The sequence below is a fragment of the Pseudomonas nitroreducens genome (genome assembly GCF_024170165.1).
GTDB lineage: Bacteria > Pseudomonadota > Gammaproteobacteria > Pseudomonadales > Pseudomonadaceae > Pseudomonas > Pseudomonas nitroreducens_C.
Map to the genome: position 1 here is coordinate 248,926 of NZ_JALJXP010000004.1, position 13,469 is coordinate 262,394.

Annotated in this window: 15 protein-coding genes; 10 read left to right on the top strand and 5 right to left on the bottom strand. The window is 64.5% G+C overall.

What is annotated here, in order from left to right:
• Window positions 1-99 precede the first annotated feature (99 nt).
• Complete coding sequence (locus tag J2T47_RS10505) at window positions 100-366, bottom strand: DksA/TraR family C4-type zinc finger protein (RefSeq protein ID WP_253445703.1); 267 nt, start codon at window positions 364-366, stop codon at window positions 100-102.
• A gap of 178 nt (window positions 367-544) precedes the next feature.
• On the opposite strand from J2T47_RS10505, the gene J2T47_RS10510 reads away from it, so the two are divergent.
• A complete protein-coding gene (locus J2T47_RS10510) occupies window positions 545-1,189 on the top strand; it encodes a hypothetical protein (RefSeq protein ID WP_253445705.1) in 645 nt (214 codons plus the stop codon).
• Window positions 1,190-1,214: 25 nt separating this feature from the next.
• On the opposite strand, the gene J2T47_RS10515 is transcribed toward J2T47_RS10510, so the two are convergent.
• On the bottom strand, window positions 1,215-2,078 hold the full coding sequence (locus J2T47_RS10515) for an isocitrate lyase/PEP mutase family protein (protein ID WP_017518216.1): 864 nt from the start codon (window positions 2,076-2,078) through the stop codon (window positions 1,215-1,217).
• A gap of 209 nt (window positions 2,079-2,287) precedes the next feature.
• On the opposite strand from J2T47_RS10515, the gene J2T47_RS10520 reads away from it, so the two are divergent.
• The 4 genes from J2T47_RS10520 (at window position 2,288) to J2T47_RS10535 (ending at window position 4,875) form a co-directional block, all read left to right on the top strand.
• Window positions 2,288-3,553, top strand: coding sequence for an Hsp70 family protein (locus tag J2T47_RS10520; RefSeq protein ID WP_253445709.1), 1,266 nt, complete (start codon window positions 2,288-2,290; stop codon window positions 3,551-3,553).
• Window positions 3,554-3,624: 71 nt separating this feature from the next.
• Window positions 3,625-3,843: a hypothetical protein gene (locus J2T47_RS10525; protein ID WP_253445712.1), complete on the top strand. Its 219-nt coding sequence runs from the start codon at window positions 3,625-3,627 to the stop codon at window positions 3,841-3,843.
• 87 nt (window positions 3,844-3,930) lie between these two features.
• Window positions 3,931-4,275: an osmotically-inducible lipoprotein OsmE gene (osmE, locus tag J2T47_RS10530; protein WP_253445715.1), complete on the top strand. Its 345-nt coding sequence runs from the start codon at window positions 3,931-3,933 to the stop codon at window positions 4,273-4,275.
• A 144-nt stretch (window positions 4,276-4,419) separates the two neighbouring features.
• Complete coding sequence (locus J2T47_RS10535) at window positions 4,420-4,875, top strand: GyrI-like domain-containing protein (protein ID WP_301295466.1); 456 nt, start codon at window positions 4,420-4,422, stop codon at window positions 4,873-4,875.
• Between the two features lie 160 nt (window positions 4,876-5,035).
• On the opposite strand, the gene J2T47_RS10540 is transcribed toward J2T47_RS10535, so the two are convergent.
• Window positions 5,036-7,114 carry an AsmA family protein gene (locus tag J2T47_RS10540; RefSeq protein WP_253445718.1) on the bottom strand — a complete coding sequence of 693 codons (2,079 nt, stop codon included), beginning with the start codon at window positions 7,112-7,114 and terminating at the stop codon, window positions 5,036-5,038.
• A 296-nt stretch (window positions 7,115-7,410) separates the two neighbouring features.
• Between J2T47_RS10540 and J2T47_RS10545 the strand changes: the two genes are divergently transcribed.
• The 3 genes from J2T47_RS10545 (at window position 7,411) to J2T47_RS10555 (ending at window position 9,941) form a co-directional block, all read left to right on the top strand.
• Complete coding sequence (locus tag J2T47_RS10545) at window positions 7,411-7,944, top strand: ferritin-like domain-containing protein (RefSeq protein WP_253445721.1); 534 nt, start codon at window positions 7,411-7,413, stop codon at window positions 7,942-7,944.
• 454 nt (window positions 7,945-8,398) lie between these two features.
• Window positions 8,399-9,166, top strand: a complete 768-nt coding sequence (locus J2T47_RS10550) for a hypothetical protein (RefSeq protein ID WP_253445724.1) — start codon at window positions 8,399-8,401, stop codon at window positions 9,164-9,166.
• Window positions 9,167-9,497: 331 nt separating this feature from the next.
• On the top strand, window positions 9,498-9,941 hold the full coding sequence (locus J2T47_RS10555; RefSeq protein WP_253445727.1) for a phage infection protein: 444 nt from the start codon (window positions 9,498-9,500) through the stop codon (window positions 9,939-9,941).
• An 82-nt stretch (window positions 9,942-10,023) separates the two neighbouring features.
• Here the strand turns inward: J2T47_RS10555 and J2T47_RS10560 are convergent, their stop codons facing one another.
• Window positions 10,024-11,334 carry an MFS transporter gene (locus J2T47_RS10560; RefSeq protein WP_253445730.1) on the bottom strand — a complete coding sequence of 437 codons (1,311 nt, stop codon included), beginning with the start codon at window positions 11,332-11,334 and terminating at the stop codon, window positions 10,024-10,026.
• Between the two features lie 218 nt (window positions 11,335-11,552).
• Here J2T47_RS10560 and J2T47_RS10565 point away from each other — a divergent pair, with 218 nt between their 5' ends.
• Window positions 11,553-11,810: a DUF6868 family protein gene (locus tag J2T47_RS10565; RefSeq protein ID WP_253445733.1), complete on the top strand. Its 258-nt coding sequence runs from the start codon at window positions 11,553-11,555 to the stop codon at window positions 11,808-11,810.
• A gap of 349 nt (window positions 11,811-12,159) precedes the next feature.
• On the top strand, window positions 12,160-12,375 hold the full coding sequence (locus J2T47_RS10570) for a hypothetical protein (protein WP_253445736.1): 216 nt from the start codon (window positions 12,160-12,162) through the stop codon (window positions 12,373-12,375).
• A 6-nt stretch (window positions 12,376-12,381) separates the two neighbouring features.
• Here the strand turns inward: J2T47_RS10570 and J2T47_RS10575 are convergent, their stop codons facing one another.
• Complete coding sequence (locus J2T47_RS10575) at window positions 12,382-13,467, bottom strand: fatty acid desaturase family protein (RefSeq protein ID WP_253445740.1); 1,086 nt, start codon at window positions 13,465-13,467, stop codon at window positions 12,382-12,384.
• Window positions 13,468-13,469: the final 2 nt, after the last annotated feature.

Here is a 13,469-nt window from a genome sequence, read left to right on the forward strand (position 1 = left end):
AACTCAGTAGCTCAGGGCGGTTCGCGAGCAAGCTCGCTCCTACAACAGCACAATGCAAAACGGCGCCCCTGGGCGCCGTTTTCAATGTCACAGCCGATATCAGCGCAGCTGACTGTCCTTGCTGCCACGACGGTTGTAGCCGGCATGGTTCGCCTGCTCCTTGTCGTGTTCGGCCTGGCAGTTCACGCACAGGCGCACGCCGGGAATGGCCTTGCGCCGCGCCTCGGGAATCGGCGCATCGCATTCCTCGCAATGGGTCAGGCTCTCGCCCCTGGGCAGCTGGTTGCGCGCCCGAGCGATGGCGTCCTCGATGGTGCTGTCGATCTGCTCCTGAACCGCTCCGTCGTTTGCCCAGCCGCTGGCCATGGCGACCTCCCGTGGAAAATTCGCGTGTCCTGAAGATATGCAGCGTGCGGGCGGCGATTGCAAGGGCGATGGCGCGCGAAGCGACGAGTGCGTCGCCGGCAAAGCAGATACGTCTGATGGTTCGCGTCAGCAGCGCCGGGGAGAATCAGAGGGTCCCTGAGTCCGTGCGGAATTTCCCATGCGCCAAGCCTGCACCCTGATCGCCAGCCTGCTGCTTGCCGGCCTGCTGCCACGCGCCGCCAATGCCGACCTCATCGATGCCAGTCTGCAGGACATGGAGCGCTACCTGCTGCTGTACAGCGCCACCGGCGATGCGCGTTTCCTCGTGCGGCTGGACAGCCTCGGCCAGGGTTTCGAGCAACAACTGGCGCAACAGAAGAACGCAGCCAATCTGCAGGACCTCTGGCAGCTCTATCGGCAGACGCTGGAGCAAGTACGCGCGGCGTACTCGCAGAAGGATGTGAGCCTGCAGCACGCGGTGGCGCAGACGCAGGAAGTGGCCGGGCTGTTCGACAGCTTCATCCTGACACGGGAGCCGGCGTCACAGGGAGTGGCGGATGAATTGCGCGAGCTGGCGCTGCTGGAGGCGCGGCGGGCCAACGGGCGTTTGCTGGGGAAGGACAGCGGGGGCGATGCGACACGCATCGGGGAACTGCAGGAGCTGATCGGCGAACGCCTGGCGGCGCTACCCGCCGGTGCCAGCCGGGACTCCCTGCTCTCGCGCTGGAGCTACCTGCGCAAGGCGGAGAAACCCGAAGGCACTCTGCTCTATCCCTTCAACGCCCAGGTCGAGTACCTGCTGGCGCATCTGCCGCGTCACTGAGCGGCACAGGACGGAACAGGCGGTCCTACTCTTTGACTTCCATGTATTCGCGCGCCCAGATCTGGTACTCCTCGGGCAGCGTGTACTTCTTCGCCAGCTCCGAAGCGGTCAGGTCGGAGGCATGCACGCCGCGCTGTTCGCGCAGGCAGTCGTAAGTGGCCTTGATCGCGGCGAAGTAGGCAGCGTGGCCGTCGACCACGATGCGCACGCCCAGCTCGGCCAGTCGCGCGTCGTCGCGCAGCTCGGGGTTGCCGTAGGACACCAGCATCAGCGGCACGGACAGGTGGCGGGAGATGGCTTCCAGGTGATCGAAGTCGCGAATGCCGACCATGCAGATGCCGTCGGCGCCAGCGGCCTGGTAGGCCAGGGTGCGGCGGATCACGTCGTCCACTTCGAGCACTTCAGCGTTGGTGCGGGCGATGATCGCCATTTCCGAGTCGATGCGCGCTTCCAGCGCCGCGCGAATCTTGCCGACGCCTTCCTCGACCGGGATCAGGTCGGTGGACTTGCGGCCGAACTGCGCGGGCAGCAGGGTGTCCTCGATGGTCAGCGCAGCCACGCCGGCACGCTCCAGCTCCACGATGGTACGCATGGTGTTCAGCGCGTTGCCGTAGCCGTGGTCGGCGTCGGCGATCACCGGCAGGCGGGCGACACGACCGATGCGGGTAGCCTGCTCGGTGAATTCGCTCAGGGTGATCAGCGCAAAGTCCGGCGCCGCCAGAACTTGTAGTGAAGCTACAGAACCGCCCAGGATCCCCACTTCGAAACCCAGATCGCCGGCGATGCGCGCGGACATGGGGTCGAACACCGAAGCGGTGTGATAGCAGGCTGAAGAATTCAGTAAGGCGCGGAAATCCTTGCGCAATTCGTGGAAGGAGGCTCTGTGCATGGTGGGATCCAACTGCTGGTACGGGGTGGGAGAACGGAAATCAGATAGTGGAAAACTCTTGTAGGAAAACTACAGGAACACAATGTAGCAAAACTACAAGCTACTCCCCAAGCCCTCTTTGCCACCATCGCTTCCCGACGGATACCCTGAATTTCGCCGAGTACTCGCGTACACTGCGCGGCCGTTTTTTCTCCGGACACCTCCGCATCATGTTCCCGACCACTGCGGCCCGCGCCCTGGGCATCGACTTCGGCACCTCCAACTCCACCGTCGGCTGGTGGCGTCCGGACAGCGAACCGCTGATCGCCCTGGAAGACGACAAGATCACCCTGCCCTCGGTGATCTTCTTCAACGTCGAGGAACGCCGTCCGGTCTATGGCCGCCTGGCCCTGCACGAGTACCTGGAAGGCTATGAAGGCCGCCTGATGCGCTCGCTGAAAAGCCTGCTGGGCTCCTCGCTGCTGAAAAGCGAGACCACCGTGCTGGGCAGCGCCATGCCGTTTAAGGACCTGCTGGGGCTGTTCATCGGCGAGCTGAAGAAGCGCGCCGAGGCAGTCGCCGACCGCGAGTTCGATGCCGTGGTGCTGGGCCGTCCGGTGTTCTTCGTCGACGACGACCCCAAGGCCGACCAGGAAGCCCAGGACACCCTGGTGGCCGTGGCGCAGAAGCTCGGTTTCAAGGACGTCTCCTTCCAGTACGAACCCCTCGCCGCAGCCTTCGACTACGAGCGCAGCATCGAGCGTGAAGAACTGGTGCTGATCGTCGATATCGGCGGCGGTACCTCGGACTTCTCGCTGGTGCGCCTGTCGCCGGAGCGCCGCGAAGTGGCAGACCGCCAGAGCGATATCCTCGCCACCGGCGGCGTGCACATCGGCGGTACCGACTTCGACAAGCAGCTCAGCATCCAGGGCGTGATGCCGCTGTTCGGCTACGGCAGCAAGATGAAGAGCGACGCCTTCATGCCGACCAGCTACCACCTCAACCTCGCCACCTGGCACACCATCAATGCGGTGTACGCGCAGAAGTCCCAGCTGGCGCTGAAGAACATGCGCTACGACATCGTCGATGCCACCGGCATCGACCGCCTGTTCAAGCTCATCGAGCAGCGCGCCGGCCACTGGCTGGCGATGCAGGTGGAAGCGAGCAAGATCGAGCTGTCCGACACCGAGCGCCGCGACATCGACCTGGCGCGCGTCGAAGCCGGCCTGGTGGCCGAACTGAGCCGCGAGCTGTTCGAAGACGCCATCGGCCCGCTGCTGGAGCGCGTGCGTGGCAGCATCACCGACCTGCTGCATTCCGCCGACGTGGACCCGGCACGGGTCGACACCGTGTTCTTCACCGGCGGCTCCTCCGGTGTGCCGGCCCTGCGCCAGAGCGTGGCGGCGATGCTGCCCAACGCCCGCCACGTCGACGGCGACCGTTTCGGCGGGATCGGCAACGGCCTGGCCATCGAGGCGATGAAGCGCTACGGCTGAGCAGCCGCTCACTGACGGGCATGCTGCCATGCACTAAGGTGGCGGTCATGCCCCCCGTCCCGGAGCCCGCCATGCGCGCCATGCAAATGACCAGCCTCCTGCTCCTGCCCGCCGTGCTTTGCGCCTGCGGCCTGGGCGAAACCGCCGCTACCACGGCCACCAGCGCCAAGCTGCAAGCCCAGCAGGCGCAACAGGCCCAGCAGCAGATGCAGCAGCTCAAGCAGCAGATCGATGCGGCGAACGTGCAGAACCAGCAGCGCCTGGACGACGCCCTGAAGGACGCCCAGTAAACCCCGTGCCGTGCAGATTTCTTGAACGCCGGATCATGGCCTAGGCTCCAAGTTGAGCGAGTGAGTTGCTCAACCAAGGAGAACACCATGTACAAGCGATCACTGCTGGCGCTGTTGGTACTGGCCTCGGTGGCGGGCTGCGCTTCCACCAAGGTGCAGAACCCGGTCAACTACATCACCTTCCGCGACCAGCCGCTGGTGCGCAACGTCGAGAAGGGGATGAGCCAGGAAGAAGTCCTGAAGATTGGCGGTACCCCGTCGGCAACGCAGAAGCGGCTGATGAAGCCGGGCAGCTGCAACAGCTACATCCTCAGCAAGGACGGGCAGCAACAACCCTTCTACGTAAGCTTCGACGGCAGCGGCAAGGTGGATGGCTCGGGTTTCATGACCTGTTCCGAGCTGGACCGCCACGAGCGCGACTACCAGCCGTGACGCAGGCCTGACCCGTGACGACAAGGCCCTCGCCCAACGGCGGGGGCCTTTTCATTCGGACCGTCGCCACAGCCGTGGACGCCGGGGATGTTCCCGCCACACGGGGGCCGTCTATCATCCCAGCAGCCATCTCAGGAGCCGCCCATGAAATACCGCATCATCGAACTGCCCGCCTTCGACGTGGTGGGCATGGACTGCCGCGGCAGCGCGCCGGGCGACAGCATCGGCCAGCTGTGGCAGCGCTTCCTGCCGCGCGAGCAGGAAGTCGCAGCCAGCGCGGCGGACAAGACCGCCTATGGCGTCTGCACCCAGCTGCCGGGCGGGGAGTTCCACTACATCGCCGGCCTGCCGGTGGACGCCGGCGCGGCCGTGCCCGAGGGCATGATCCGCTTCGCGGTGCCTGCGCAGAAGTACGCAGTGTTCACCCACATAGGCCCGGTCAGCGCCATTGCCGACAGCTTCCAGGCCATCTATTCCAGCCTGCTGACCCGCCACGGCCTGGAGCCGAAGAAAGGTGTGGGCCTGGAGCGCTACACCGAACGCTTCCTCGGCCCGCAGAACGCTGCCTCGGAAACCGATCTCTACGTGCCCATCTATTAAGTGGGCGCCACCTGCAGGAGCGCGCCATGCGCGCGATCGCGGGCATGCCCCGCTCCTGCAGTGAGCACGGTATTTCCCGGTGATGCAGGAGCGGTCTCCGTCCACGATTGGCCCATCGTCGCGCCAAGTCCATCGCGGATAAATCCGCTCCTACCCCGGATTACTGACGCTTGGCCTTCGCCGGCTGCTTCATCTGCTCCAGCAGCGCGGTGCACTGGTTGTCGTCCTGCTTGCTCGGGGCGACGAGCGCCAGCAGCGCCGCCGCCGGGGCAACGGCCACGCCCAGGGCAACCATCCCCGCGCCACGCGCCGCCAGCGGCAGGACATGCACTCCCGCCTTCGGGTTCTTGAAGGTGCCCTGCACATAGAGCGGCGACCGCAGGGAGAAGATCCGCACGCCCTTGCTCTGCGGAGTGATGTCCAGGTCCAGCTGCTCGGAGGCGAAGTTGGCCGTGCCGTCCACCGTGATGATCGCGTTCTCGGTATCGAAGGCGAACACCCGCGGCTTGGCCAGGCCATTGGTGATGCCCACGTCGGCAGCGGCGCAGTTGATCTTCACTTCGTCATCGCCGAACAGCTTGTTCACCACGTAGTTGCCCACGTTGAGCCCGGCGATCTCCATCAGGCTGCGGCTGATGCGGCCGTCGTTGATCAGCAGTTTCATCTCGCCGTTGGCGCCGGCGAGGATGGTCGCCACCGAATTGCCGGTGCCGCTGATGGCCGCATCGCCATTCAGCTCGCCGAAGCTCGACTGCATCGGCGCGAAGCTGGGGAACAGCTCCTTGAGCTTGAAGCTGCGCGCCTGCAACTGGACCTTGCTCTGCAACGGCGTCTTGCCGCCGTCCAGGCGGATGTGCGAATCCAGCGTGCCGCCGGCCACGCCGAAGCGCAGCGGCTCCAGGGTCAGCAGGCCGTCGTTGAGCACCAGGTGGGTGTAGAGGTCGCTGATCGGCAGCTTGTCACTGTGGACGATACGCTTGCCGGTGAACTCCACGTCGGCATCCATGGCGCGCCAGCGGTCGGTGCGGAACTCTTCCACCGGCAGCACCTTGTCCGCCGGCTGTCGGGTACTCTGCCCGCGCGCCTGCTTGTCCTTGTTGGAGTCGGCGCCGATCAGCGGGCCGAGATCGGCCATGCGCAGCTGATCCGAACGCAGCTTGCCGGAGAGCTTGGGCCGCGGCTGGCGATTGACGAACACCAGGTCGCCATGCAGATCGCTGTCGCCGACCTTGCCGTTGAAGTTCTCGTAATGGAACTGCGCGCCGGCCGAATCGTGCAGCTCGGCCTTCAGGCGCCCATCGGTCTCGTAGGCCGGCGTATCAGGCAGGGTCACGCCGGTGAGCGGGAACAGGTTGGCCATGCTGGTGCCCGCCAGCTTCAGGCGCAGGTCCAGCGCGCCGAGGTTCAGCGGGTCGACCAGCGTGCCGACGATGCTCGCGCGGGTGCTGCCGGCGGAAACATCGGCCTGCACCGGGAAGGGCTTGGTCGCATCCTGCAGGGCGAGCATGCCGCCGACCTTGCCCGTGCCGTTGAGCGGCAGGCCCTTGTACTGGCCCTTGAGCTTCCAGCCGAACACGTAGTCCTGGGTCTCGGCCTTGTCGCCGCCGGCCAGCGCCTTGCCCGCCAGTTCGCCGAACGGTACCGGCTTGCCGAGCGGATCCACCAGCAGCTCCAGGCGGGTCTTCAGCCGCTGGTCATCGAGGGTGACGCTGCCCTTGTCGAAGCCGATCTCGCCGATGTCCAGCTTCCACGACGACTGCTCAGGCGGGGCGTTGGGGTCCTCCTCCTTCTTCGGCAGCTCGAAGGTCCAGGTCGCCCGCCCATCCGCGAGCCGCAGCAGATCGGCGCTGGGGCGGGTGAGGACGATCTGCGGGATGTTCACGGTCTGCCACAACAGCGGCAGCGGCGCCAGGCGGAACTCGACTTTCTCCAGGCTGGCAAAGTTGGCCGAGCGGGTCTTGCCGGCCGCCCACTCGGGGTTGCCCAGGGTAATGTCGGCGGCGCTGAAGTGCGGCCACGGCACATAGGCGCGCCAGCCGCCCTCCGCCGGCTCGGTGCGCCAGAACACCTGCAGGTCGCCGTTGATGGCGAAGGGGCGGCCCAGCTCGGCCGAGACCTTTTCGTTGATGGTCGGCTTCACCCGGTTCCAGTCGAAGGTGGCGATGAACACCACCAGCGCGGCGATTACCGCGATGAAACCCGCGAAGCTCCAGAGGCAGATTCGTTTCCCGCGCGTCATACCTGAACTCCCTGCTTGCCGCGTCGGTGGAAGCAGCGACGTCCCCACGCCGCTGCCATTCATCATCGGCCGCCTGAGCATGCCGGGCGGGCATTCTCCCTTGGCCTGTCGTCTTGGACCAGCATAGCGAGGTGATGGCTCCCGCAATCTGCGCGGCAAATTCGGACAGCGGGCCTGCCGGGCAAAAAAACCAAACTTTCCCCGCCACCCGCGACTCACACCCTTGTGACCCGAACCGCGCCGTGCGCCACCGCAGCGCCGGCCTGTCACATGGCCCGCCGTTAAGGAGAGAGTTGATGAACCAGGCACAATTGACCGACGTCCAGACCCTGCGCCAACGGGCGCGCCGCAACATCGAAGAAGGCGCGGTGACCGAGGGCTACCATGCCGACCGCAAGACCGTACTGCGTCTGCTCAACGAGTCGCTGGCCACCGAGCTGGTCTGCTACCTGCGCTACAAGCGCCACTACTTCATGGCCACCGGCCTGAAGGCCAGCGTGGCCGCCGCCGAGTTCCTCGAACACGCCACCCAGGAGTTGCAGCACGCCGACCTGCTGGCCGAGCGCATCATGCAGCTGGGCGGTGAGCCGGACTTCAGCCCCGATGGACTGACCGAGCGTTCCCACGCCGAATACGTGGCCGGCTCCAACCTGCGCGAGATGATCACCGAGAACCTGGTGGCCGAGCGCATCGCCGTCGACAGCTACCGCGAGATCGTGGTCTACCTGGGCGACGACGACCCGACCACGCGCCGCCTGTTCGAGGAGATCCTCGCCCAGGAGGAAGAGCATGCCGACGACATGGCCGACCTGCTGCAGGACCTGAAGTAACCCGCTCCATCGCTCGCCTCGATGCCCGGCTCCGGCCGGGCATCCTGCTGCCTGCGCCAAAGGCACCCCGCAGGAGCGGATTTATCCGCGATGTTTCGAGCCCGCTGTGAGCTATCGCGGACGGAGTCCGCTCCTACGAAGCCATGGGGTGCCTGTGTGAATCAATCAGGCGCCAGGTCCATGGCGCCCGCCAAACCCTCATTCCAGAGGCGCTCCCGGCAATTCGGCCTGAAACACATCAATTAATCAGATATTACCAATCACGCCGATAGCGCCCATCGAAGGCGTTGATAGAAGTCAATTTTCAAAACTAACTATATGATTTTAAATATACTTTCTGACCATCATCGGCATCGATAGCGACTATCTTCCGGGTTCGTTTTCCAATCGATAATCCAGAACAGATACTGAGTCCGTGTCCAACGAACTCCCCCACTCTTTCTGGAGCCGCATCATGAAACGCACCCTCGTACTTGGCTTTGCCCTCTCCGTACTTGCTGCCAATGCCGCTTTCGCCGGCTCCCAGCAGGAATCCCCGGTCATCAACGCCAGCCAGACCCAGATCCTGGTTCAGGACGGCGCCGAACGCAGCCTGGGTCAGCAGCAGAAACAACTCGACGCGGCCAAGGCCCGTATCGCCGAAAACGGTTCCAGCCAGTCGGTCGATCGTCTGATCCAGAAAATGAACGTCGCCGAGAATGGCTCCAGCCAGACCGTCGACCGCCTGCACAAGCAACTGGGCGTCGCTGAAAACGGTTCGAGCCAAACCGTCGACCGCCTGCACAGCGAGATGAGCGTTGCCGAGAACGGTTCGAGCCAGTCGGTTGACCGCCTGCACCAGCAGATGAACGTCGCCGAGAACGGCTCCAGCCAGACCGTCGATCGCCTGCACAAGCAACTGGGCGTCGCTGAAAACGGTTCGAGCAAGACCATCGACCGCCTGCACAGCGAGATGAGCGTTGCCGAGAACGGCTCCAGCAAATCGGTTGATCGCCTGCACCAGGAAATGAACGTCGCCGAGAATGGCTCCAGCCAGACCGTCGACCGCCTGCACAAGCAATTGGGTGTCGCTGAAAACGGTTCGAGCAAGACCATCGACCGCCTGCACAGCGAGATGAGCGTTGCCGAAAACGGTTCCGAGCACACCGTCGACCAACTGCACAGCAACATGGTCGCCGAGTCCGGTGGCGATACCGTGTTCGATGCCCACCTGAAGGCATAACGCTCGCAGCAGTACACCGCAAGGTGAGAGAAAAGCCCGGCCCCGCCGGGCTTTCTTATCGCTCGAAGCCCGCGAAAGCCCGCCATCGATAACAGGCCAGCCGAAGCTTGTAACGGCGTCTTCCCTGAAACCTTCTGCAACGCGCCTGAAAACACCGCCCTTGAGCGGTTTTCGTCGTTCCATCATTGGCGGCGATAGTAGAAATTAGCCGGCTAAATAATCGACAACACTGATGCTCTGTATTACGCGGCATCGTTTTTAAATCGATTTATCCGAAGGGAAAATAGACCCGTAGCCAAGACAAACCGCCCCCCTTTCGGAGCCACACAACATGAAACGCCAGATCGCCCTCAGCCTTGCACTCACTTCCCTGATATCCGCCAGCGCCGTCTTCGCCGCTCCGGCCATCCTCAACAACGGCCCGCGCTCCATCCCGCAACAAGAACACCAGCTGCAGCAGAAGAGTGCTGAAGCCCGCGTTGCCGAGAATGGCTCCGACCGCACCATCGACCGCCTGCACAAGCAAATGGACGATGCCCGCGTTGCCGACAACGGCTCCGAGCGCACCATCGACCGCCTGCACAAGCAGATGGACGATGCCCGCGTTGCCGACAACGGCTCCGAGCGCACCATCGACCGCCTGCACAAGCAGATGGATGACGTCCGCGTAGCCGAGAACGGCTCCGAGCACACCATCGACAAGCTGCACAGCAACATGGTCGCCGAGTCCGGTGGTGACACCGTGTTCGATGCCCACCTCAAGCGTGTTTCCTGATCCAGACGAAATACGCCTGACAGGCGAAAGAAAAGCCCGGCATCTGCCGGGCTTTCTCATTTCTGCGCTGCGCTGAAGGCGATCAGCTCTTCGTTTCGCTGCCGTCGGGCTCGCCATCGGAGCGGCCAATGCTAGCGGGCGCTTCCACCACCAGCTCTTCCGGCACTTCCTCGACGCGCGGGTCCAGTGCCGCGGCCATCGGGCTGACGGTGTCGGGCATGGCCACGTGGTGCAGCGGAGCCTCGTCGACACGGTGTACGCCGGTAACGCGCTTGGGCTGCACCCAGAAGATCAGGATCAGCGCATAGGCCGAGACCAGCATGTAGAACATGCCCGGGCCGAAGTGGCGCATCATCGCGCCGGCGAACAGCGGGCCGATACAGGCGCCGACGCCGTAGGTGGTCAGCAGCATCGCCGACAGCGCCACCCGCCGCGACTGCTCGACGTGGTCGTTGCCCAGGGCCACGGCCAGCGGATAGAGGGTGAACAGCAGCATGCCGGTGAGGAAACCGTTGGCCAGCAGCAGCGTGTAGGGCAATTCGATCAGCCCCCACATCGGCACCGCGGCCAGGCACAGCAGCAAGGCATTGGCGCGGATCAGCCAGCTGCGGTTGACCCGGTCGGACAGCCAGCCCAGCGGCCACTGCGCGCAGAAGCCGGCGACGATGCACATGCCGACGAAGAAGCTCGACTGCGCCGTGTCCAGGCCGTTGCGCGCGGCGTACACCGGTGCCAGGCCGTAGAAGGCGCCGACCATCAGGCCGGCGACGAAGATGGTGCCCAGCGACTGCGGCACGCGCTTCCAGAAGAAACCGATCTCCAGCGGCGCCGCCACCAGCTTGGCCGGGTGGACGCGACGGGTCAGCGCCAGCGGGATCAGGCAGGACGAGAAGCACATGGCGACCAGCAGCAGCGGCTTGTAGTCCAGCGCCGGGCTCAGCGCCAGCAGGCCCTGGCCGACCACCAGGCCGGCGTCCACTGCCACCATGTAGCCGGCGAACACCTTGCCGCGCTGGTGCCCTTCGGCCTGCTCGTTGAGCCAGCTCTCGATCACCATGTACTGGTTCATCATCACCGCGCCCATGATGAAGCGCAGGAAGATCCACACCTCCAGCTGCGAGACCAGCGCGTGGATCAGCACGATCACCGTGGCCATGCCGGCGCAGGCGACGTAGGAACGGATGTGGCCGAAGCCGGCGATCAGCTTGTGGCCGAACTTGCCGCCACAGACCAGACCGAAGTAATAAGCCGCCATCAGGCCGCCGACCCAGAGATCGCTGACGCCCTCCTGGGTCAGGCGCAGGCCCATGTAGGTGGTGAACAGGCCGGAGCCGGCGAGCATCAGCAGCGTGGCGGTATAGAGCGCGGGGAACGTGACGAGCGGGCTGAACATGGCGAGTCCGGCAGGCAGAAGAAGAATGTGGGGTGTAACGGCAAGGGTAGCCGTCCGGACATCGGACAGCGGTCGCGCGGCAAAGATCACATGGTTTGCGGCAGGCGCACATTATGGCCGGCGGCCAGCGCGCCGGCTATCGGACCGAAGCCCGTTGCACTGCCTGAAACCATCCCTGCGGGCCCGCGTCCAACGCAGTACGTACCCGGAGAATCGCCATGCTGCTCCAGGACCTGAAACCCTTCCTGCTCTACTGCACCCTGATCAACTACGCCATCCTGCTGATCTGGTTCGCCGCCTTCACCCTCGCCCACGACTTCGTCTACCGCCTGCACCGCCGCTGGTTCGACCTGCCGGTGGAGCAATTCGATGCGATTCATTACGGCGGCATGGCGATCTACAAGATCGGCGTGCTGCTGCTCAACCTCGCGCCGCTGCTGGCGTTGTGCATGCTTTCCCCGGCGGCTGGCCATTAGTGCGACATCATGTCCGTCGATCGGAAAGCAACTTGTTGAAATTTATTGGAAATATTCAGGTCGTAGGGTTTGCCGGCGTTTCGACGCGGAACGCGTTGCTGCGCCAAACGAGGCCAGGCTAGACGCGTGACGCAGGCAATGGTGGTCCCTTGGCAAGTCACGCAACGACGCATGGCCTCGTTTGCCGCGCAACCCGAAGGGACGGAGCACGTTTCGTGCGGTACCACGCCAGAAACACCCAGTAAATGCAATTTCAACTTCGCGCCCGATAGCGCGAAATGGGGTCTGTCGCGTCCGTGACGAAGCGCCGGCAAACCCTAAGGCTCGCAGTTTTCAGGAGATCACCCCCGTGCACCACGCAACCCGCAGCCTGCGCAAGACCCTCGACGCCGTCGCCGCCAACAACGAAGCCACGGCGCTGGAAGTCATGCGGGCAGTCGAACAGGTCCAGGACGACCTGCTCCGGCAGAAACTGCTCAAGTCGATCCATCACCTCAACCTGGATGCCGCCGACCTGCGCGCCCTGCGGGAAGAGATCGTCTCGCCGCAGACCCGCCGCGCCTGATTCGCCTCAGGCGCTAGCCGGGAGCTCCGGCACTGTCGGCCGACGGTGTACCCAGATGCGCTTGAGCACCGTGGCGAATTGCGCCGACAGACGGCCGCTGTTGTAGGTCTGGCCGTAGCGCGCGGCGATCGCCTGCACCTCCTTCGACAACTGCGCGTAGCGGCGCGCCGGCAGGTCCGGATAGAGGTGGTGTTCGATCTGGTGGCTGAGGTTGCCAGTGAGGATGTGGAATAGCGCACCGCCCTCCAGGTTGCTCGACCCGCGCAGCTGGCGCAGGTACCAGTGGCCGCGCGTCTCGTCCTGCACCACCTCGGGCGGGAACACCGCCGCCTTCTCGGTGAAATGGCCGCAGAAGATCACGGTGAAGGTCCACAGGTTGCGCATCAGGTTGGCGATGACGTTGCCCAGCAGCACCGCGCCGAACGCGCCGGTGAACAGGCCCAGCAGCGGGAACACCAGGTAATCCTTCACCCACTGGCGACCGACCTTGGCGTTGAACTGGCGCAACAGCGGGCGCAATTCTTCCTTGCTCATCCGCCCCTTCACGTACTTGTCCAGGCGCAGGTGCTGCACCGCCACGGCGTACTGGAACAGCAGCGCCTGCAGCGTCACCCAGATCGGTTGCCAGCGGTAGAACGGCTTCCACTTCTGCTCGGGGAACAGCCGCACCACCCCATAGCCCACGTCGTCGTCCATGCCCAGCACGTTGGTGTAGGTGTGGTGCACGTGGTTGTGCGTGTGCCGCCAGAAATCCGAGGGGCCGACGATGTCCCACTCGTAGCTGCGCCCGGAGAATTCCGGGTCGTTCATCCAGTCGTACTGGCCATGCATGACGTTATGGCCCAGCTCCATGTTCTCCAGGATCTTGCCCAGCCCGAGCAGGAAGGTGCCCAGCAGCCAGGTCGGCGGGAACCAGCCGGCCATCAGCAGCACGCGGCCGCTCCAGCAGCAGAAGCGCACCGCCTCGCGGATGCGGCGGATATAGCGGGCGTCTTTCTCGCCCAGGTCATGCAGGGTGCGCTGGCGCAGGGCGTCCAGCTCGGCACCGAAGGCCGCCAGTTCGGCGGCGCTGAGGTCGCGATCTTCGCGCATGG

Excerpts from the sequence above, each read along its gene's own strand:
- J2T47_RS10505 (WP_253445703.1), bottom strand. The coding sequence starts at position 366 with ATGGCCAGCGGCTGGGCAAACGACGGAGCGGTTCAGGAGCAGATCGAC.
- J2T47_RS10510 (WP_253445705.1), top strand. The coding sequence starts at position 545 with ATGCGCCAAGCCTGCACCCTGATCGCCAGCCTGCTGCTTGCCGGCCTG.
- J2T47_RS10515 (WP_017518216.1), bottom strand. The coding sequence starts at position 2,078 with ATGCACAGAGCCTCCTTCCACGAATTGCGCAAGGATTTCCGCGCCTTA.
- J2T47_RS10520 (WP_253445709.1), top strand. The coding sequence starts at position 2,288 with ATGTTCCCGACCACTGCGGCCCGCGCCCTGGGCATCGACTTCGGCACC.
- J2T47_RS10525 (WP_253445712.1), top strand. The coding sequence starts at position 3,625 with ATGCGCGCCATGCAAATGACCAGCCTCCTGCTCCTGCCCGCCGTGCTT.
- osmE (WP_253445715.1), top strand. The coding sequence starts at position 3,931 with ATGTACAAGCGATCACTGCTGGCGCTGTTGGTACTGGCCTCGGTGGCG.
- J2T47_RS10535 (WP_301295466.1), top strand. The coding sequence starts at position 4,420 with ATGAAATACCGCATCATCGAACTGCCCGCCTTCGACGTGGTGGGCATG.
- J2T47_RS10540 (WP_253445718.1), bottom strand. The coding sequence starts at position 7,114 with ATGACGCGCGGGAAACGAATCTGCCTCTGGAGCTTCGCGGGTTTCATC.
- J2T47_RS10545 (WP_253445721.1), top strand. The coding sequence starts at position 7,411 with ATGAACCAGGCACAATTGACCGACGTCCAGACCCTGCGCCAACGGGCG.
- J2T47_RS10550 (WP_253445724.1), top strand. The coding sequence starts at position 8,399 with ATGAAACGCACCCTCGTACTTGGCTTTGCCCTCTCCGTACTTGCTGCC.
- J2T47_RS10555 (WP_253445727.1), top strand. The coding sequence starts at position 9,498 with ATGAAACGCCAGATCGCCCTCAGCCTTGCACTCACTTCCCTGATATCC.
- J2T47_RS10560 (WP_253445730.1), bottom strand. The coding sequence starts at position 11,334 with ATGTTCAGCCCGCTCGTCACGTTCCCCGCGCTCTATACCGCCACGCTG.
- J2T47_RS10565 (WP_253445733.1), top strand. The coding sequence starts at position 11,553 with ATGCTGCTCCAGGACCTGAAACCCTTCCTGCTCTACTGCACCCTGATC.
- J2T47_RS10575 (WP_253445740.1), bottom strand. The coding sequence starts at position 13,467 with ATGCGCGAAGATCGCGACCTCAGCGCCGCCGAACTGGCGGCCTTCGGT.